Source organism: Actinomadura parmotrematis (assembly GCF_019458805.1).
In the GTDB taxonomy this organism is placed as follows: Bacteria; Actinomycetota; Actinomycetes; order Streptosporangiales; family Streptosporangiaceae; genus Spirillospora; species Spirillospora parmotrematis.
On sequence record NZ_JAIBOA010000012.1, the window covers coordinates 215,651 to 232,488 of the forward strand.

Here is a 16,838-nt window from a genome sequence, read left to right on the forward strand (position 1 = left end):
CGGGATGGGGCGGAGGTCCGGTGCGGGGAGCCGGAGGCGGGAAGGGGGAATGGAGCGGGCCCCGGCCTCGGGGGGATGGGCCGGGACCCGCGGTCCTGGGGGCGCGTCGAGCGCGCCGGGGGCGGCTAGCGGGTGGCCGCCTCGATGTTCTGCTGGGAGCGCTTGATGTCCTGGCTGCCCTGCTCCAGGGCGAGGGCCATCTTGTCGAAGGCGGTCTTGGCCTCGGCCCACGCGGAGCGGAAGCGGTCGGCGCCGGGGCCCCACCAGGCGGCGCTGCTGCTCACGGTGCGGCCGTTGAGGTCCTTGATGAGCGCGTCCAGGTTCTTGGAGTGCTTGCTGAACATGCGGGAGAGCTCTTCGAGCTCGCCGATGTTGGCGCCCCTCTTGTCACCGCTCATCGCTTGACCCTTTCGATTCTCGCCCGCGGGCGACGTCTTCTGACGGGATCGTTCTCAGGTCGTGCCTTTTGCAGAATGGCGCCAGCCTACGCCCCATCGATCACCGGAATCCAGGTCCGGAGGCCCGCCGGGACGCGTCCCCGCACGCCGGAACGGTGGCCGGATGCGGCCATCGGGGCGGCGGGCGTCACTCTCCGGAGTTCTTTTACCGGCCGACATGACGCGGCGTCAAGGAATTCTCCGCCCGGACCGTTGATCCAATTACCGCCATCTGAAGAAAAGAGTTTCAGCGATCTTGCCCGACGGGGTCGTTCAGCGGCCGCGCGCCCGGATCGAGCAGGCCCTCGCCGATGAGGACGAGGCGGGTGCCGACGGCGGCGAAGTCGAAGCGGCGCCGGACGGACTGGGTGAGCTCGCCGGTCCGGTAGCGGGCGGCGGTGCGCTCGGTCGCCTCCAGGGTGATGCGGTCGCCGCGCCGGACCGCCCGGCCGTCGCCGAGGGTGGTCCGCACGTCCAGGTAGGGCGGGCCGCCCGCGACGGGGGCGCGGTTGCGGGTCTCCAGCTCCTGGACGGCGCGCTCCTGCGCCTGCGCGACGCGCGGGGAGATCACCACGCCGAGGATCTCGGCGGGCGGCCGCCGCTCGTGGTGCCCGCGCTCGACGAGCGCGCTGGAGCGCAGCTGCAGGAGGGTGCGGGCGGCGGCGACGAGCTGGTGGGTGGTCTCGGCGTCCACGAAGGGGCGGTCCCGGTGCGGGGTGGAGGACGGCGCGAGGAGCGCGCAGGCGGCCAGCAGCACCGCCGCCCCGGCCTTGCCCGGCCCTCTCATGTCCCTCCCCGCGGGAGTCGTCTCGACCCGTGGCGAAGATACACCGGGCCGGGGCCCGCCCGCCGGAATGAAAACGGTTGTCGTTATGTTGGGACCGATCGAGCGAGCAAGGGGGCCCGATGGCACGGAACGCGCTCCGGCCGGTGATCAAGCTGAGGTCCACGGCCGGCACGGGTCACACCTACGTGACCACCAAGAGCAGGCGCAACGATCCCGACCGGCTGGCGTTGCGCAAGTACGACCCGATCGCCCGCACGCACACGACCTACCGGGAGGAACGATGAAGAAGGGGATCCACCCCGAGTACCGGCCCGTCGTCTTCCGCGACCCGGCCGCGGGGTTCGCCTTCCTGACCCGCTCGACGGCGGTCACCGACCGCACCGTCGAGTGGGAGGACGGCAACACCTACCCGGTCGTCGACGTGGACGTCTCCTCGGCCAGCCACCCGTTCTACACGGGCAAGAGCCGGCTGATGGACACCACCGGCGCCGTCGAGAAGTTCAACAAGCGCTACGGCAAGAAGTAGTACCCGGCCCGGCCGCGCTGCGTCGCCCCGTCGCGCGAGCCGCCGGAGACCCGCGCCCCGCGGCCGTTCGATCGGTCGCGGGGCGCGGCGCGTCTCAGGGGTCCTGCTGGCTGTTCAGGGCCGCGAGGCGGGAGCGGGCGCGCGCCATGGCCTCGTGGTAGGCCGACTCCCAGTCGGCGCTGTCGTCGGGGATGGCGGCGATCGCCTGCCGCCCGGTCTCGCGGTCGCCCGCGACCTGCCGGACGGCGACGGTCGTCACCCCGTCCCGCGACTCGGTCGCGATCTCCCAGCGGGCGGCCGGCGCCGGGGCCGCCGCGCCCCGCGCCGCGTACACGGCGAGGACGGCGACCACGGCGACCAGCAGCACCGCGACGATCAGGATGACCAGGCGCACGACCGCCTCCGTTCCCGCGCGTCCAGCCGACGGCGCGTCCTCTGCCCGGGCGGCTCGCCCGTGCTACTTGCCCGTGCTACTTGCCCGCGTACAGCGAGCCGTTCGGGTTGCCCGGGGCGTAGACGGTGATCCCCTGCGGGAGGGCCTTCAACTCCTCGATCCGCGCGCACGTCGGGCACTTGTTGTAGCCGTCCTGGCGGGCCTTGTTGGCGGCGGCCTCGGCCTTGGCCGACGCGACCTTCGCCTGCGCCTCGCTGACCTGCGCGAACGCGGCCTGCGCGCGGTCCACCGCGTCCTGCACCTTGCTCGGCAGGGTGACCCGGACGAGGTTGAAGTGGATGTTGGTGAAGAAGTTCCCGCCGAGGGTGCTCTGCAGGTCCTGCGCCAGGCTGGTGTTGATGGCGTTCTGCACCTTGGCGATGTTGCCGTTGTTGCTCTGCGGCTGCGCGCCCTGGCCGGTCCTGACCGGCGTCACCTGCGCGGTGTTCTGCACGAGGGCGCAGGACGAGACGAGCTCGGCGCAGCGGAAGCTGTTGACCTGGCTGCGCAGGTCGTTGTCGATGACGGGCCGGACGATCTGGTCCAGGAACGCCGACCAGCCCTCGTCGCCCTCCCAGGCGTAGGCGGTGTCGCCGCTGCCGCCGCGGAACTTGCGGGTGCCGTACTTGTCGTCGAAGGTGCGGAGCGCGGCGTGGTCGAGGTTGAGGGTGAAGTAGAGGGTGCCCTCGATGCCCATGTTGACGCCGTCGGAGCTCGGCACCGTCACCACGTCGACGCCGGTCTCGTCGCCCTTGGAGGAGTTCGAGGTGATGGTGTAGAAGCGCTGCTGCGCCGGGTACTTGTGGACCTTGGAGTAGAGGCCGACGTAGGTGCGCCCGGAGCCGGGGTCGATGATCTGGCGGATCCGGTTGTTGTCGAAGAAGCCGCCGTTGCGGACGACCGCGACCTCGCCGCCGCCCGTCCGCGAGTAGGCGCCGAACAGCGCGTCGAGCACCGGGATCCCCACCACGACGAGCACGACCGCGAGGACGATCGCGGTGCGGCGGCGCGGCATGCGCGCCCAGGCGCGGGGGGCCGGGCGGGGGGTCTTGTTGGTCATGGTCGTTCTCCTCTCGCGTGCGTCTGACGCACGCGCCCGGTGTTCGGATCCGCCCCGGCGCGGGGCCCGCGGGGCACCCCGCCGACCGGCGCGGACAAGTGGTGACTTACTCAACGGCGGGGTCTTCCGAGGGCCGCCCGGGGCGATTATCTAGACTGCGTGCGAGGTTGAGGGAGGAGACCCAACGTGCGCAAGGTCCTGATCGCCAACCGCGGTGAGATCGCGGTCCGAATTGCCCGCGCCTGCCGCGACGCCGGGCTCGCCAGTGTCGCGGTGTACGCCGAGCCGGACCTCGACGCGCTGCATGTGCGGGTCGCGGACGAGGCGTACTCCCTGGAGGGCCGCTCCGCCGCCGAGAGCTACCTGGACATCGGCAAGATCCTGAAGGTGGCGGCGGAGGCCGGCGCCGACGCCGTCCACCCCGGTTACGGGTTCCTGGCCGAGAACGCCGACTTCGCGCAGGCCGTCATCGACGCCGGGCTGACCTGGATCGGCCCGCCGCCCGCCGCGATCACCGCGCTCGGCGACAAGGTGCAGGCCCGGCACATCGCGCAGAAGGTCGGCGCGCCGCTCGTCGCCGGCACCAAGGATCCGGTGTCGGGCGCGGACGAGGTCGTGGCGTTCGCCGAGGAGCACGGCCTGCCCATCGCGATCAAGGCGGCGTTCGGCGGCGGCGGCCGCGGCCTGAAGGTCGCCCGCGAGCTGGGCGAGGTCGCCGAGCTGTACGAGTCGGCGGTCCGCGAGGCCGTCGCGGCGTTCGGCCGCGGCGAGTGCTTCGTCGAGCGCTACCTCGACAAGCCCCGGCACGTCGAGACGCAGTGCATCGCCGACCGGCACGGCAACGTCGTCGTGGTGTCGACCCGCGACTGCTCGCTGCAGCGCCGCCACCAGAAGCTCGTCGAGGAGGCCCCGGCGCCGTACCTGGACGAGCGGCAGCTCGACCTGCTGTACACCTCCTCCAAGGCGATCCTGAAGGAGGCCGGCTACGTCGGCGCGGGGACCTGCGAGTTCCTCGTCGGCCAGGACGGCACGATCTCCTTCCTGGAGGTCAACACGCGCCTGCAGGTCGAGCACCCGGTGACCGAGGAGGTCGCCGGCGTGGACCTCGTCCGCGAGATGTTCCGCGTCGCCGAGGGCGAGGAGCTCGGCTACGGCGACCCCGAGCTGCGCGGCCACTCGATCGAGTTCCGCTTCAACGCCGAGGACGCCGGCCGCGGCTTCCTGCCCGCCGTCGGGACGCTGACCGCGTGGGAGCCGCCGTCGGGTCCGGGCGTCCGCCTGGACTCGGGCTACGTCGCCGGGCAGACCGTGCCGCAGGAGTTCGACTCCCTGATCGCCAAGCTGGTCGTGACGGGCGCGACGCGCCGGCAGGCGGTGGAGCGCGCCCGCCGCGCCCTGGACGAGTTCGTCGTCGACGGCATGCCGACGGTGCTGCCGTTCCACCGGGCCGTCCTGGACGACCCGGCGTTCGTGCCGGCGTCCGACGACGAGCCGTTCACCGTCCACACGCGGTGGATCGAGACCGAGTTCGACAACACGATCGAGCCGTACGGCGGCGCGGTCGCCGAGCAGGACGAGGCGGGCGAGCGCGAGCGGGTGACCGTCGAGGTCGGCGGCAAGCGCATCGAGGTCGTGCTCCCGGCGGGCCTCGGCGCGTCCGCGGCGGCGGCGCCCGGCAAGGCGGCCCCGGCGAAGCGCCGGTCGGGCAAGAAGGGCGGCGCGGCGGCGTCGGGCGACGCGCTGGTGTCCCCGATGCAGGGCACCATCGTGAAGCTGGTCGCCGAGGACGGCGCGACCGTCGCGGCGGGCGACACCATCGTCGTCCTGGAGGCCATGAAGATGGAGCAGCCGCTGACCGCCCACAAGGCGGGAACGGTCACCGGCCTGGCCGCCGGGGTCGGCCAGACGGTGTCCAGCGGCGCCGTCATCTGCGAGATCAAGGACGCCTGAGCGGCCGTCCGCCCGGTCAGCCGAACGCGGGGACCGGGCGGACGCCGCTGTCGCAGCGGCCGAGGCGGACGCCGAGCGCGGCGGGGCGGCCGCCGCCCGCGCCGACGAACTCGCAGCCCGGCAGCCGGTCGGCGGCGAGCGCGATCCGCACGACGGCCATCGGGTCGCGGCGCGCGGCCTGGTCCGGGAAGTGCGAGCGGGTGTAGTCGAGCGGCCCGGTGACGCCGGTGAAGGGGTGCGTCTCGATGGCCTTGGCGATCGCCCGCAGGGCGGCGCGCCGGTCGCCCGCGGGCGCCGTGGGCGGGACGGCGCGCAGCAGCACGCCCGCGGCGTCGTAGGCCAGGCCGGCCCGCTCCCCCGTCCACAGCAGCCGGACGCCCGCCTTGGCGAGGTCGCCGGCGAGGGCGCGGTAGGCGGTGCAAAAGGTCGCGAGGCCCGGGTCGTGGCCGCGCGGGACGCCGCCGCCGGTGACGCACGCGCGCCCGGTCTCCAGGATCGCCAGGCCCTTGCTGACGTAGGAGACGCTGAGGCCGCCGTACTGGCCGATGCCGCTGCGCGCCGGGTCGGCGACGAAGCGGGTGACGGCGTCGGCGGCGATGATGAACGGCTGCCGTCCCCCGCACGCCTTCATCTCGCGCAGGAAGGCCGAGAAGTCGTCGCCGGTGGCGCCCGCGGGCACGTCGTGGCGGCCCGCGTACACCACGACCCACGACCGGTGGCAGAGCCCGGCGGCGGACGTGACGGTCCGGGGCGCGGGCAGGTCGCGGGGCCGGAGCCGCCGCAGGTCGGCCACCAGCGTCGACACGTACAGGTCGGGTTCGGAGTTCGGCGGCCGGTAGACGCGGATCGCGGTGGCCTCGGTCGCGCGGTCGGAGGCGTAGTCGCGGGCGGGCCGCCGGAACCACTCGGGGACGGCGAGCCGGACGTAGTCGTAGATCAGCCGGGCCTCGTCGCTGTTGGTGCCCGAGAGCTGGAAGTAGCCGGGCCAGGTGCCGTGCGGGCCGGCGCCGATGCCGTCGGCGGACAGGGTCGTCGCCAGGATCGGGACGTCGTGCCCGGCCAGGGCCGCGATCGCGGCCTTGACCTCGGGGACGCTGCGGTCCATGCCGACGACGCCGACCAGCGTCCGGTCCCGCTCGAACAGCGGGACGAGGCGGGCGGCGACGGTGGCGGCGGCCCGCATCCGCGAGCCGCCGTTGGCGACGACGATCCGCAGCAGCGGCCCGCTCTGCGGGTCGTTGGCGAGGCGCTGCGCGGCGAGCAGCCCCTCCAGCTCCTCGGCCTCGGCCGAGTCGTAGTCGTCGCCGGGCGCGGAGGTGAGTCCGGCGAAGTAGACGAGGCCGGCGAGGGGGCGGGCGGGGTTCGCGGCGGCGAGCCCGGCGGCCCGCGCGTTCTCCTTGAAGATCAGCTCTTGGTCGGTGCGGAGCCGCCGTGCCTGCACCGCCTGCTGCGGGCTGGGCGCGCCCCGCTCGGACGCCCCGAACGGGGTTCCGGCGGCGGCGAACCCGACGCATTCGGCGGCGGTGCCGCCCGGTGGCGTCCAGGGCTCGGCCGACGCCGCCGGCCACGCGGCGCCGCCCGTGCCGCACGGGCCGGACGCGACCGCCGGCCGCGCGTCCGTCCAGGGCGCCGCCGTGTACACCGCCCCGGCGGCGAGCGCCGCCGCCACCCCGGCGGCCGTCCACGGGACCGCCGGATGCCGGGCGGCGAACGGGCCGCGCGGCGGCGCCGGGCGCGGCGCGGCGGTGAACTCCGCCACGGCCGCGGCGGGCACCGCCAGGCGCAGCGTCCAGCGCGCCGCCTCCGCCTCGCCGAGCGGGGCGTCCCGGCGGCCGGCGGAGCGCGGCGGCGGGTCGGCGAGCCAGGCGTCCACCGCTGCGGCGGACGCGGGCGGCAGGCCCGGCGCCGGGCCGTCCTCGACGACCAGCACGGCGAGCGGGTCGGCGCGGCCGGTCAGCGCGCGGACGGCGGTGATCAGGCCGGGCAGGTCGGGGTCGGCCGCCGGGCCGGGCAGCGGCGTCCCGGCGTTGTCCAGGACCAGGACGGGCCGGGCCGTCCGCCGCCAGGTCGCGGGCTCCCACGGGCTGCGGCGGTAGGCGGCGCGCAGGTCCTCCAGGAAGGCGTGCGCGAGCAGCCGCAGCAGCTCGGGATGCTCCTCGGGGGTGCGCTGCCCGGCGGTGAGCCGGACGGCGAAGTCGAGCAGCCCCTGGTCGCGCGGGTCCAGGAACGGCTGCCGCAGCAGCCACCGCACCTCGCGGCCGAGGCCGGGGACGCCGCGCGTCCACAGCCAGAAGCGCAGCCGGGGGAACGCGGCGGCGACCATCCCGACCAGCCCGAGCAGCCAGCCCTGCACGCTCGCCAGGGGGCCGAGCAGCTCGGGCTTGGCGGCGCCCGAGCGCAGGGCGCGCAGGGCCGCGATGAGCGCCTCGGCGCGCAGCCCGAGCAGGCCGTTCGGCGCCGCCCCGGCGGGCGGGTCGTCCAGCCGGAGCGCGGCGAGCCACTCGACGAGCCGGTAGCGGGTGAAGGTGAGCTGCCGGTCGCTGGTGTTGAACTCCACGACGGCGCGGGCGAGCGGCGGCAGCAGCGCGGCCGCGACGGCCCGTCCCGCCGGGTCCTCCGGCTCCCCGTCCGGCCCGTGCGCGTCCACCCGGGCGAGCGGCCGCAGCCGCGACAGCCGGGGCACGATCGCCGCCGGATGCGCCTCCGGAGCCGCGTCCGGGCCCGCCGGGGCGAGCCGCACGACCGGCCGCACCGGATCGGCGCGCCGCCGCAGCACCCGGTCGGTGAACGTCGGCCGCCTCCACAGCCGCCCGAGCATCTCCCCCAGCGCTCCGCCGTCCTCGGCCATCCGCACCCCGCCTCCGCGCTCCGAACCGGTCGTTCAGGCTGCCATGAGACGCGGCCGGGCGGCTGCGGGTTCGCCCGGACCGGCCGCCCCCGGCCGGTCGGGACCGGGACGTCCCGGGCGGAACGGGACGTGCGGCTCAGCCGTCGTAAGAGGTAAGGAGGCAGACTGTCATCATGAGAACCGAGATCGTGTCCCGCCGCACGGGCCGCCGGACGGGCACGCTGCTGGGCGTCCTCGCCGCCGTCGCGGCGCTGCTGTTCGGGTTCGCGGCCCCGGCGGGCGCCGACACCAAGACCCAGATCGCCAACGGGCTCATGTCGTCCCGGCTGTACGTGACGTCGGACGTGGGCTCGGCGATCTCGGCCGGCGACCAGGCCCGTATGCGGCAGGCGCTGGACGGCTCCGGCGGCGCCGACGTCCGCGCCGTGGTGATCAAGAACGGCGTGCCGCTCACCGAGGTCCGGGCCATGCTGGTCTACGTCGCCGACACCGTGGGCAAGGGCAAGACCTACGTGGCGGTCTCCCAGGACGGCCAGTCCCTGCACGCGGTCTCCAAGGACCTCAGCGCCACCGAGATCAACCGGCTGACCGCCCAGGGCGCCAAGGGCGCCTCGGCCGCCGACCAGCTCATCGGCTTCACCCAGCGGGCCGAGAAGAAGGCCGATTCCGACTCCCGGTCCACCATGATCGGCCTGTTCGTCGTCCTCGGCGTGCTGATCTTCGTGGCGGCGCTGGTGGTGTTCCTCGTCCTGATGGCCCGCAAGCGCAAGCGCGAGCGGGCGGCCCGGCGGATGGCCGAGCTGAAGGAGGGCGTCCAGGAGGACGTGACGGCGCTCGGCGAGGACATCGCCCGCCTCGACCTCAATGTCATGGACCAGGGCCTGGACCCCGAGACCCGCTCCGACTACGAGCGCGCCCTGAACTCCTACGACGCGGCCAAGACGGCCACCGAGCGCGCGCAGCGCCCCGAGGACATGACCAAGGTCACCACGGCGCTGGAGGACGGCCGCTACTACATGACCGCGACCCGCGCCCGCCTCGCCGGCGAACCGGTGCCCGAGCGGCGCGCGCCCTGCTTCTTCAACCCCCAGCACGGCCCGTCGGTGCAGGACGTCACCTGGGCGCCGCCCGGCGGCGTCGCCCGCTCCGTGCCGGCCTGCGCGGCCGACGCGCAGGCCGTCCTGCACGGCGGGCAGCCCGACATCCGCATGGTGCCCTACAACGGCGGCCGCCACCCGTACTGGGACGCCGGCCCCGCCTACGGCCCCTACGCGGGCGGCTACTACCAGTCCTACGGCGGCATGGACCTGGTCTCCGGCCTGATGATCGGCACGCTGCTCGGCTCGGCCCTCGGCGGCGGGTTCGGCGGCCCCGGCTACTACGGCGGCGGCTTCGACGGCGGCGGGAACGACTTCGGCGGCGGCGGCGACTTCGGCGGTGACGGCGGCGGCGGAGGCTGGGACTTCGGCGGCGGCGACTTCGGCGGCGGGGGCGACTTCGGCGGGGGCGGCGACTTCGGCGGGGGCGGCGACTTCGGCGGCTTCTAGTCCTCGGAACCACGGACGCCCCGGTCCCGCTGCGGCGGGCCGGGGCGTCCGTGTGCGATCAGTAGGCGTGCTCGGTCATCAGCCGCCGCGACGCCTCGGTGATGCTGCCCGACAGCGACGGGTAGACGGCGAAGGTGTGCGCGACCTGGTCGACCGTCAGGTGCTGCTGCACCGCCACCGACACGCCGAGGATCAGCTCGCTGGCGCGCGGCGCCACGATCACGCCGCCGAGGACGATGCCCGTCGACGGCCGGCAGAACAGCTTGACGAAGCCGTCCTCGAAGCCCTGCATCTTGGCGCGCGCGTTGGTGAACAGCGGCAGCATGACGGTGCGGGCGTTGACCTCGCCGGAGTCGACCATCTTCTGGCTGACGCCGACCGAGGCGACCTCGGGGTCGGTGAAGATGTTGGAGGACACCCAGCCGAGCTTCAGCGGCTGCACGGCCTCGCCGAGCGCGTGCCACATGGCGATGCGGCCCTGCATGCCGGCGACGGAGGCGAGCATCAGCACGCCGGTGCAGTCGCCGGAGGCGTAGATGTGCGGGACCGACGTCCGCGACACCTTGTCGACCTCGATGAACCCGTGCGCGTTCAGCTTCACCCCGGCCTTCTCCAGGCCGATGCCGCGCGTGTTGGGGACGACGCCGACGGTCATCAGGCAGTGCGAGCCCTCGACCTTGCGGCCGTCCTCCAGCGAGACGGTCACGCCGTCGCCGGTCCGCTCGACGCCCGCCGCGCGCGACCGCGACATGACGCGCATGCCGCGCCGCAGGAAGACCTCCTGGAGCACCGAGGCGGCGTCGGCGTCCTCGGTCGGCAGGATCCGGTCGCGGGAGGAGACGAGCGTCACCTTCGAGCCGAGCGACAGGTAGGCGCCGGCGAGCTCGGCGCCGGTCACGCCGGACCCGACCACGACCAGCTCCTCGGGCAGCTCCGGCAGGTCGTAGAGCTGCCGCCAGGTCAGGATGCGCTCGCCGTCGGGCTCGGCGCCGCGCAGCACGCGCGGCGTCGCGCCGGTCGCGAGCAGGATCACGTCGGCGCGGATGTGCCGGTCGCCGACCGCGACGACGTGCGGCTCCACCAGCCGCGCCTCCCCGCGGACGATCTTGACCTCCTCGTAGGCGAGGCGCTCGGCGACGTCGAAGGACTGCGCGCGGGCCAGGTCCTTCACCCGCTTGTTGACGATGCGCATGTCGGCCTCCAGGCCGCCCACGTCGCCGTCCGGGCCGCCGTTGAAGCGGACGCCGAGCGCCGCCGACTCGCTCAGCACCGACATCCGCGTCGAGGTCGCGATCAGCGTCTTGGACGGCACGCAGTCGGTGAGCACGCAGGCCCCGCCCGGCCCGTCGCGCTCCACGACGGTCACGTCGGCGCCGAGCTGCGCCGCCACGAGGGCGGCCTCGTAGCCGCCGGGACCTCCGCCAATGATCACAATGCGCATCACCCTTCCATTGTTCATCACACCGGGCAGTGGCCCCGCCCGCGGCCCGGGGTGCCGTACCCTGCACCACGTGGCTCTGTATGCGGCGTACGCCTCCAACCTGGACCCCGAGCAGATGGCCTCGCGGGCCCCGCACTCGCCGGTCCGCGGCACCGGCTGGCTGGCGGGGTGGCGGCTCACCTTCGGCGGCCGGGACCGGCACTGGGAGGGCGCCCTCGCCACCGTCGTCGAGGCGCGCGGCGAGCAGGTCTTCGTCGCGATCTACGACGTGCCGCCCTTCGACGAGGCGGAGCTGGACGCCTGGGAGGGCGCGGCCCTCGGCGTCTACCGCAAGATCAGGGTCCGGGTGCAGACGCTCGACGGCGACGCCCTCTGCTGGCTGTACGTGCTGGACGACTACGAGGGCGGCCTGCCGTCGGCCCGCTACCTCGGCATCCTCGCCGACGCCGCCGAGGCGGCCGGCGCGCCCGACGACTACGTCAAGGAGCTGCGGGCGCGGCCCTGCGCGTCGATCGGCGAGTGAGGCGGCGACGGCCCCGTCCACGGGCCGCCGGAACCGGTGATCGCAGCCGGTAATGTCGTGTCCGTGAGCAACGACGCTTTTGAACTCGCCCGCGAGGCCGCCGAGCGCCTCACCGCCCGCACCGGTTTCGACGGGTTCGACGTGGCGCTCGTCATGGGCTCGGGCTGGGTGCCGGCCGCCGACGCGCTCGGCGAGGCCGCCGCGGAAATGCCGGTGACCGACCTGCCGGGCTTCGCGCCGCCGGCCGTCGAGGGCCACGCGGGGCGGATCCGGGCGCTGGAGGCCGGCGGCCGCCGCGTCCTCGTGTTCCTCGGCCGCACCCACCTGTACGAGGGCCTCGGCGTTGACCCGGTCGTGCACAACGTGCGGACGGCGGCGGCGGCGGGCGTCCGCGCGGTCGTGCTGACCAACGCGGCGGGGGGCCTGCGGCCCGAGCACCAGCGCGTCGGCGACCCGGTGCTGATCACCGACCACCTGAACCTGACCGGCGCGAACCCGCTCACCGGCGCCACCTTCCTGGACCTGTCCGAGGCGTACTCGGCGCGGCTGCGCGCCCTCGCCAGGGAGGCCGACCCGACGCTCGCCGAGGGCGTCTACGCGGCGCTGCGCGGCCCGACGTACGAGACGCCCGCCGAGATCCGGATGCTGCGGACCCTCGGCGCCGACCTCGTCGGCATGTCCACCGTCCTGGAGACGGTCGCGGCGCGCGCGGCGGGCGCCGAGGTGCTGGCGCTGTCGCTGGTCACCAACGTCGCGGCCGGGCTGTCGGACCAGCACCTGGACCACGAGGAGGTGCTCGCCGCCGGGAACGCCGCCGCGTCCCGGATGGGGGCGCTCCTGGCGTCCGTGCTGCCCAAGATCTGATGGCGCCGTCCCACCGCGCGGCCGCCGAGGACTGGCTGTCGCAGGACCCCGACCCCGGGACGCGCGCCGAGCTGGAAGGGCTGCTGGACGACGCGGCGGCGCTCGCCGACCGGTTCGGCGCCCGCCTGGAGTTCGGCACGGCCGGGCTGCGCGGCGAGCTCGGCGCGGGCCCGAACCGGATGAACCGCGTCACCGTCCTCCGCGCCGCGGCGGGCCTCGCCGCCCGCGTCCGCGCGGACGGCGACCCGGACGCCGGCGTCGTCATCGGCTACGACGCGCGCCACGGGTCCGAGCGGTTCGCGCTGGACACCGCCGCCGTCATGGCGGGCGCCGGGCTCCGCGCCTGGCTGCTGCCGCGCCCGCTGCCGACGCCCGTGCTGGCGTTCGCCGTCCGGCACCTCGGCGCCGCCGCCGGCGTCATGGTCACCGCGAGCCACAACCCGCCGCGCGACAACGGCTACAAGGTGTACTGGGGCGACGGCGCGCAGATCGTCCCGCCGCTGGACGCGGAGATCTCCGCGGCGATCGACGCCGTCGGGCGGGTGGACGCGCTGCCGCTCGCCGAGGGCTGGACGGTCCTCGGCGAGGAGATCGTCACCGCCTACCTGGACGCGCTGTCGGCGGACCTGCCGCTCGGGACGGCGCGCGGCGTCGCCACCGCCTACACGGCGCTGCACGGCGTCGGCCGGGACGTGCTGCTCGCGGCGTTCGAGCGGGCCGGGTTCGCGCGGCCCGCCGTCGTCCGCGAGCAGGCCGAGCCCGACCCCGACTTCCCGACCGTCGCGTTCCCGAACCCCGAGGAGCCGGGCGCGATGGACCTGCTCCTCGCGCTCGCCGCCGGATCGGGCGCCGACCTGGCGATCGCCAACGACCCCGACGCCGACCGCTGCGCCGTCGCCGTCCCCGGCCCGGCCGGCTGGCGGGCGCTCACCGGCGACGAGCTCGGCGGGCTGCTCGCCGAGCACGTCCTCCGGCACACCGCCGGCGCGGACCGGCTCGTCGTCACCACGATCGTGTCGTCGTCGCTGCTGGAGGCGATCGCGCGCGCCCACGGGGTGCGGCACGCGGTCTCCCTCACCGGCTTCAAGTGGATCATGAAGGCGGGGGGTCCGGGCGACCGCCGGGTGTTCGGCTACGAGGAGGCGCTCGGCTACAGCGTCGGCGGCGTCGTCCACGACAAGGACGGCGTCGGCGCCGCCCTCACCGCCGCCGCCCTCGCCGCCGAGGCGAAGGCGGACGGCCGCACCCTGGCCGGCCTGCTGGACGACCAGGCCCGCCGCTACGGCCTGCACGCGACCGCGCAGCTCTCCTTCCGCGTCGCCGACCTGTCCCTGATCACCGGCGCCCTGGCGCGCCTGCGCGCCGAGCCGCCCGCCGAGCTGGGCGGGCGGCCCGTCACGTCCGTCGAGGACCTGGCGGACGGCGCCGGCGGCCTCCCGCCCACCGACGGCCTCCGCCTCCGCACCGGCGAGGCCCGCGTGGTCGTCCGCCCGTCCGGCACCGAGCCCAAGCTCAAGTGCTACCTGGAGGTCGTCCTCCCGGCCGCCGACGACGTCCCCGCCGCCCGCACCCGAGCCGCGGCCGCCCTGGACGCCCTCAAGGCCTCCCTGACGGCCGCCCTCGGCCTCTGAACCCCCGGCCCGGGGGTCAGGGGATGTCGTCGGCGAGGACGCAGTGGGTGCGGGTGAAGATCGTCGGCATGCACTTGTTGCAGTGGATGCAGAGGGACTCGGTCGCGGGGTCGGCCCGGATGCGGTTGATCAGGTCGGGCTCGCGGAGGAGGGCGCGGCCCATGGCGACGAACTGGAAGCCCTCGCGCATCGCCAGGTCCATCGTCTCCCGGTTCGTGACGCCGCCGAGCAGGACGAGCGGGAGGTTCAGCTCGGCGACGTAGCGGCGGGCGTCCGCCAGGAGGAAGGCGTCCTCGTAGGGGTACTCGCGGATGAACCTCTTGCCGGTCAGGCGGATACCGAGGCGGAGCGGCTGGGGGAACACCGCGGCGAACTCGCGGACGGGGGCGTCGCCGCGGAACAGGTACATCGGGTTCAGCAGGGAGCTGCCGGCGGTCAGCTCGATGGCGTCGACGCCGCCGTCCTCCTCCAGCCACTTGGCGACCTGGAGGCTCTCCTCGACGGTCAGGCCGCCGCGGACGCCGTCGCTCATGTTGAGCTTGGTGAGGATCGCGATGCGGTCGCCGACGGCGTCGCGGACGGCGCGGGCGATGCCGCGCGCGACCTTGGCGCGGTTGGCCAGCGGGCCGCCGTACCCGTCGTCCCGCTTGTTGATCTTCGGGCTGAGGAAGGCGCTGGCCAGGTAGTTGTGCCCGAGGTGGATCTCCACGGCGTCGAAGCCCGCCTCGATCGCGAGGCGGGCGGCGTCGGCGTGGGCGAGGGTGACGCGGGCGATGTCGTCCTCGGTGGCCGCGCGGACGGGCCGCATGGCGCGCGGGTCGAACGACCGGGACGGCGCGATCGCCGGCACCCGGTTGGAGCGGCCGTCGGCGACCGGCCCGGCGTGCCCGATCTGCGCCGACACCGCCGCTCCCTCGGCGTGCACGGCGTCGGCGAGGCGGCGGAGGCCCGGCAGCGCCTCGGGGCGCATCCAGAGCTGGTCGTACTCGGTGCGGCCCTCGGGCGCGACCGCGCAGTAGGCGACGGTCGTCATGCCGACGCCGCCCGCGGCGTGCCGCCGGTGGAACTCGATCAGCTCGTCGCTGACGAGGGCGCCGGGGGCGCGGTGCTCGAACGTCGCGGACTTGATGACGCGGTTGCGCAGCGTCAGCGGGCCGATCCGGCCCTCGCTGAAGACGTCGGGGGTGCTCATCGGGGCGCTCCTCACAGGACCCAGGCGGTGGGCTGGGCGTCGGGCCGCATCGCGGCGTCGGTGCCGCCGTCGACGTAGAGGACCGCGCCGGTCGCGAAGCCCGCCTCGGGCTTCAGGAACTGCTCGACCCAGAAGGCGATGTCGTCCGCCTGCCCGAACCGGCCGAGCGGCATCGGCGTCGGGAACTCGTCGGGGTCCTGGTCGGCGGCGCCGCCGGTGGAGCCCGTCATGAGCGGCGTCAGCACGGCGCCCGGCGCGATGACGTTGAGGGTGACGCCCTGCCGCGCCCACTCGGGGGTGACGGCGGTGCGGCGCGCCCAGTGCGCGAGGGCGAGCTTGGCGGAGGCGTAGGCGCCGATGCTCGGGGCGTAGTCGAGGATCTCCGGCGGCATCGCCGCCTGCCCCTCGTCGGCGCGCTCGCGGGCGCCGGCCTCGTCGCCGGCGAGGCAGAGGTCCACGAGGGAGGTGTCGACGAGCGGGACGGTGCTCGCGGAGTTGGAGCCGATGACGACGGCGCGCCCGGCGCCGCCTTCGGCGAGCGCGGGCCGCAGCGCGTCCAGCAGCGCGACCTGGCCGAAGTAGTTGATCGAGACGAGGTCGGCGGAGCTCTTCAGGCTCGGGCCGACGCCCGCGATGGCGGCGGCGCCGTCCAGCGCGCCGCCGCTCGCGGCGAGGATCTCGCGGGCGGCGTGCGCGCGCCCGCCGGCGGTGCCGATGTCGGCGATGATCGGCGCGTCCTTCAGGTCCACCCCGATGACCGTGTGCCCGGCGGCGGCGAGCCGGGCCGCGGTCGCGGCGCCCATGCCCGAGGCCGTGCCGGTGACGGCGTAGACACCCATTGCTGCCCCTTCGGTCGGTCACATCTTGCGGAAAGGTCTGCCCGCCGCCAACCAATCACTGATTGATGGCCGATATCAACCGCTATGGTGGAATGGCATGCATGGAGAACGACCCGCAGGGCAGCACCCGCGACCGGCTGCTGGACGCCGCCGAGCGGCTGTTCCTGGAGAAGGGCGCCGACCGCGTCTCGGTGCGGGCCATCAACGCCGCCGCCGGGCTGAACCCCGGCGCCGCCCACTACCACTTCGGCTCCCGCGAGGGCCTGGTCACCGCGCTGCTGGAGCGCGAGCTGCTGCCCGTCTGGGCGGACGGCCTGCGGACGATCGCGGACCGCTGCGGCGCGGGCGGCGCCGCCGACATCGGCGAGCTGGCCGCCGCGATCGTCGGGCCCTTCGACGAGCTGTGGCGGACGCCGAAGGGGCGGATGCTCTGCCACCTGCTGGCCCGCTCGGTGCTGCCCGGCCGGCGGATGCCCGCCGCGTCCGCCTGGTTCGGGCCCGCGCCGTTCGAGGTGATGCTCGCCCGCGCGATGCCCGGGCTGTCGGCGCGCGAGGTCGCCGAGCGCTGGCGGCTCGCCTTCACGCTGCTGCTGGAGACCTACGGGCGGGCCCTCGCGCCCTCCCCCGACGCGGCCGGCGCCCCGCCCGCCGCCGCCACCGTCGCCGCCTTCCTCACCGCCGGGCTGACGGCCCCGCCCACCGCGCCGCCGGCCGCCCCGCCGACCGCCTGACGTGGGGCGTCGCCCCCTCGTAGGATGCG

At 75.1% G+C, this 16,838-nt stretch carries 16 protein-coding genes; 8 read left to right on the forward strand and 8 right to left on the reverse strand.

The window, feature by feature from the left end:
• Positions 1 to 125: 125 nt before the first annotated feature.
• A complete protein-coding gene (locus K1Y72_RS20190) occupies positions 126 to 398 on the reverse strand; it encodes a WXG100 family type VII secretion target (RefSeq protein ID WP_220167940.1) in 273 nt (90 codons plus the stop codon).
• A gap of 286 nt (positions 399 to 684) precedes the next feature.
• Positions 685 to 1,224, reverse strand: a complete 540-nt coding sequence (locus K1Y72_RS20195; protein ID WP_220167941.1) for a hypothetical protein — start codon at positions 1,222 to 1,224, stop codon at positions 685 to 687.
• Positions 1,225 to 1,343: 119 nt separating this feature from the next.
• Here K1Y72_RS20195 and rpmG point away from each other — a divergent pair, with 119 nt between their 5' ends.
• Together rpmG and K1Y72_RS20205 are read left to right on the forward strand one after the other, a co-directional pair.
• Complete coding sequence (gene rpmG / locus K1Y72_RS20200; RefSeq protein ID WP_220167942.1) at positions 1,344 to 1,508, forward strand: 50S ribosomal protein L33; 165 nt, start codon at positions 1,344 to 1,346, stop codon at positions 1,506 to 1,508.
• A complete protein-coding gene (locus tag K1Y72_RS20205) occupies positions 1,505 to 1,750 on the forward strand; it encodes a type B 50S ribosomal protein L31 (RefSeq protein WP_220167943.1) in 246 nt (81 codons plus the stop codon). The genes rpmG and K1Y72_RS20205 overlap by 4 nt, the downstream gene beginning before the upstream one ends.
• 94 nt (positions 1,751 to 1,844) lie before the next feature.
• On the opposite strand, the gene K1Y72_RS20210 is transcribed toward K1Y72_RS20205, so the two are convergent.
• Positions 1,845 to 2,144, reverse strand: a complete 300-nt coding sequence (locus K1Y72_RS20210; RefSeq protein WP_220167944.1) for a hypothetical protein — start codon at positions 2,142 to 2,144, stop codon at positions 1,845 to 1,847.
• Positions 2,145 to 2,220: 76 nt separating this feature from the next.
• Positions 2,221 to 3,243, reverse strand: coding sequence for an SPFH domain-containing protein (locus tag K1Y72_RS20215; RefSeq protein WP_258572932.1), 1,023 nt, complete (start codon positions 3,241 to 3,243; stop codon positions 2,221 to 2,223).
• Positions 3,244 to 3,429: 186 nt separating this feature from the next.
• On the opposite strand from K1Y72_RS20215, the gene K1Y72_RS20220 reads away from it, so the two are divergent.
• Positions 3,430 to 5,193 carry an acetyl/propionyl/methylcrotonyl-CoA carboxylase subunit alpha gene (locus tag K1Y72_RS20220; protein WP_220167945.1) on the forward strand — a complete coding sequence of 588 codons (1,764 nt, stop codon included), beginning with the start codon at positions 3,430 to 3,432 and terminating at the stop codon, positions 5,191 to 5,193.
• Between the two features lie 16 nt (positions 5,194 to 5,209).
• Here K1Y72_RS20220 and K1Y72_RS20225 read toward each other — a convergent pair whose 3' ends face one another.
• On the reverse strand, positions 5,210 to 8,041 hold the full coding sequence (locus tag K1Y72_RS20225) for a hypothetical protein (RefSeq protein WP_220167946.1): 2,832 nt from the start codon (positions 8,039 to 8,041) through the stop codon (positions 5,210 to 5,212).
• A 173-nt stretch (positions 8,042 to 8,214) separates the two neighbouring features.
• On the opposite strand from K1Y72_RS20225, the gene K1Y72_RS20230 reads away from it, so the two are divergent.
• Positions 8,215 to 9,588, forward strand: coding sequence for a hypothetical protein (locus K1Y72_RS20230; RefSeq protein ID WP_220167947.1), 1,374 nt, complete (start codon positions 8,215 to 8,217; stop codon positions 9,586 to 9,588).
• A gap of 58 nt (positions 9,589 to 9,646) precedes the next feature.
• Here the strand turns inward: K1Y72_RS20230 and K1Y72_RS20235 are convergent, their stop codons facing one another.
• Positions 9,647 to 11,032 carry an NAD(P)H-quinone dehydrogenase gene (locus tag K1Y72_RS20235; protein ID WP_220167948.1) on the reverse strand — a complete coding sequence of 462 codons (1,386 nt, stop codon included), beginning with the start codon at positions 11,030 to 11,032 and terminating at the stop codon, positions 9,647 to 9,649.
• A gap of 67 nt (positions 11,033 to 11,099) precedes the next feature.
• On the opposite strand from K1Y72_RS20235, the gene K1Y72_RS20240 reads away from it, so the two are divergent.
• The 3 genes from K1Y72_RS20240 (at position 11,100) to K1Y72_RS20250 (ending at position 14,047) form a co-directional block, all read left to right on the forward strand.
• Entirely contained in the window at positions 11,100 to 11,552 is a 453-nt protein-coding gene (locus K1Y72_RS20240; protein ID WP_220167949.1) for a gamma-glutamylcyclotransferase, read from the forward strand.
• 63 nt (positions 11,553 to 11,615) lie between these two features.
• The gene (locus K1Y72_RS20245; protein ID WP_220167950.1) at positions 11,616 to 12,416 is read left to right on the forward strand and encodes a purine-nucleoside phosphorylase; all 801 of its coding nucleotides are present in this window, start codon (positions 11,616 to 11,618) and stop codon (positions 12,414 to 12,416) included.
• Positions 12,416 to 14,047, forward strand: a complete 1,632-nt coding sequence (locus K1Y72_RS20250) for a phospho-sugar mutase (RefSeq protein WP_220167951.1) — start codon at positions 12,416 to 12,418, stop codon at positions 14,045 to 14,047. Before K1Y72_RS20245 ends, K1Y72_RS20250 begins: the two co-directional genes overlap by 1 nt.
• Positions 14,048 to 14,063: 16 nt before the next feature.
• On the opposite strand, the gene K1Y72_RS20255 is transcribed toward K1Y72_RS20250, so the two are convergent.
• Positions 14,064 to 15,239 carry an NADH:flavin oxidoreductase gene (locus K1Y72_RS20255; protein ID WP_258572936.1) on the reverse strand — a complete coding sequence of 392 codons (1,176 nt, stop codon included), beginning with the start codon at positions 15,237 to 15,239 and terminating at the stop codon, positions 14,064 to 14,066.
• 11 nt (positions 15,240 to 15,250) lie between these two features.
• Positions 15,251 to 16,078, reverse strand: coding sequence for an SDR family oxidoreductase (locus K1Y72_RS20260; protein WP_220167953.1), 828 nt, complete (start codon positions 16,076 to 16,078; stop codon positions 15,251 to 15,253).
• Between the two features lie 101 nt (positions 16,079 to 16,179).
• Between K1Y72_RS20260 and K1Y72_RS20265 the strand changes: the two genes are divergently transcribed.
• Positions 16,180 to 16,809, forward strand: a complete 630-nt coding sequence (locus tag K1Y72_RS20265; RefSeq protein ID WP_258572938.1) for a TetR/AcrR family transcriptional regulator — start codon at positions 16,180 to 16,182, stop codon at positions 16,807 to 16,809.
• Positions 16,810 to 16,838: the final 29 nt, after the last annotated feature.

Bases quoted from the DNA above. Each gene is read 5' to 3' on its own strand.
- K1Y72_RS20190 (WP_220167940.1), bottom strand. From the start codon at position 398: ATGAGCGGTGACAAGAGGGGCGCCAACATCGGCGAGCTCGAAGAGCTC.
- K1Y72_RS20195 (WP_220167941.1), bottom strand. From the start codon at position 1,224: ATGAGAGGGCCGGGCAAGGCCGGGGCGGCGGTGCTGCTGGCCGCCTGC.
- rpmG (WP_220167942.1), top strand. From the start codon at position 1,344: ATGGCACGGAACGCGCTCCGGCCGGTGATCAAGCTGAGGTCCACGGCC.
- K1Y72_RS20205 (WP_220167943.1), top strand. From the start codon at position 1,505: ATGAAGAAGGGGATCCACCCCGAGTACCGGCCCGTCGTCTTCCGCGAC.
- K1Y72_RS20215 (WP_258572932.1), bottom strand. From the start codon at position 3,243: ATGACCAACAAGACCCCCCGCCCGGCCCCCCGCGCCTGGGCGCGCATG.
- K1Y72_RS20225 (WP_220167946.1), bottom strand. From the start codon at position 8,041: ATGGCCGAGGACGGCGGAGCGCTGGGGGAGATGCTCGGGCGGCTGTGG.
- K1Y72_RS20230 (WP_220167947.1), top strand. From the start codon at position 8,215: ATGAGAACCGAGATCGTGTCCCGCCGCACGGGCCGCCGGACGGGCACG.
- K1Y72_RS20250 (WP_220167951.1), top strand. From the start codon at position 12,416: ATGGCGCCGTCCCACCGCGCGGCCGCCGAGGACTGGCTGTCGCAGGAC.
- K1Y72_RS20255 (WP_258572936.1), bottom strand. From the start codon at position 15,239: ATGAGCACCCCCGACGTCTTCAGCGAGGGCCGGATCGGCCCGCTGACG.
- K1Y72_RS20260 (WP_220167953.1), bottom strand. From the start codon at position 16,078: ATGGGTGTCTACGCCGTCACCGGCACGGCCTCGGGCATGGGCGCCGCG.
- K1Y72_RS20265 (WP_258572938.1), top strand. From the start codon at position 16,180: ATGGAGAACGACCCGCAGGGCAGCACCCGCGACCGGCTGCTGGACGCC.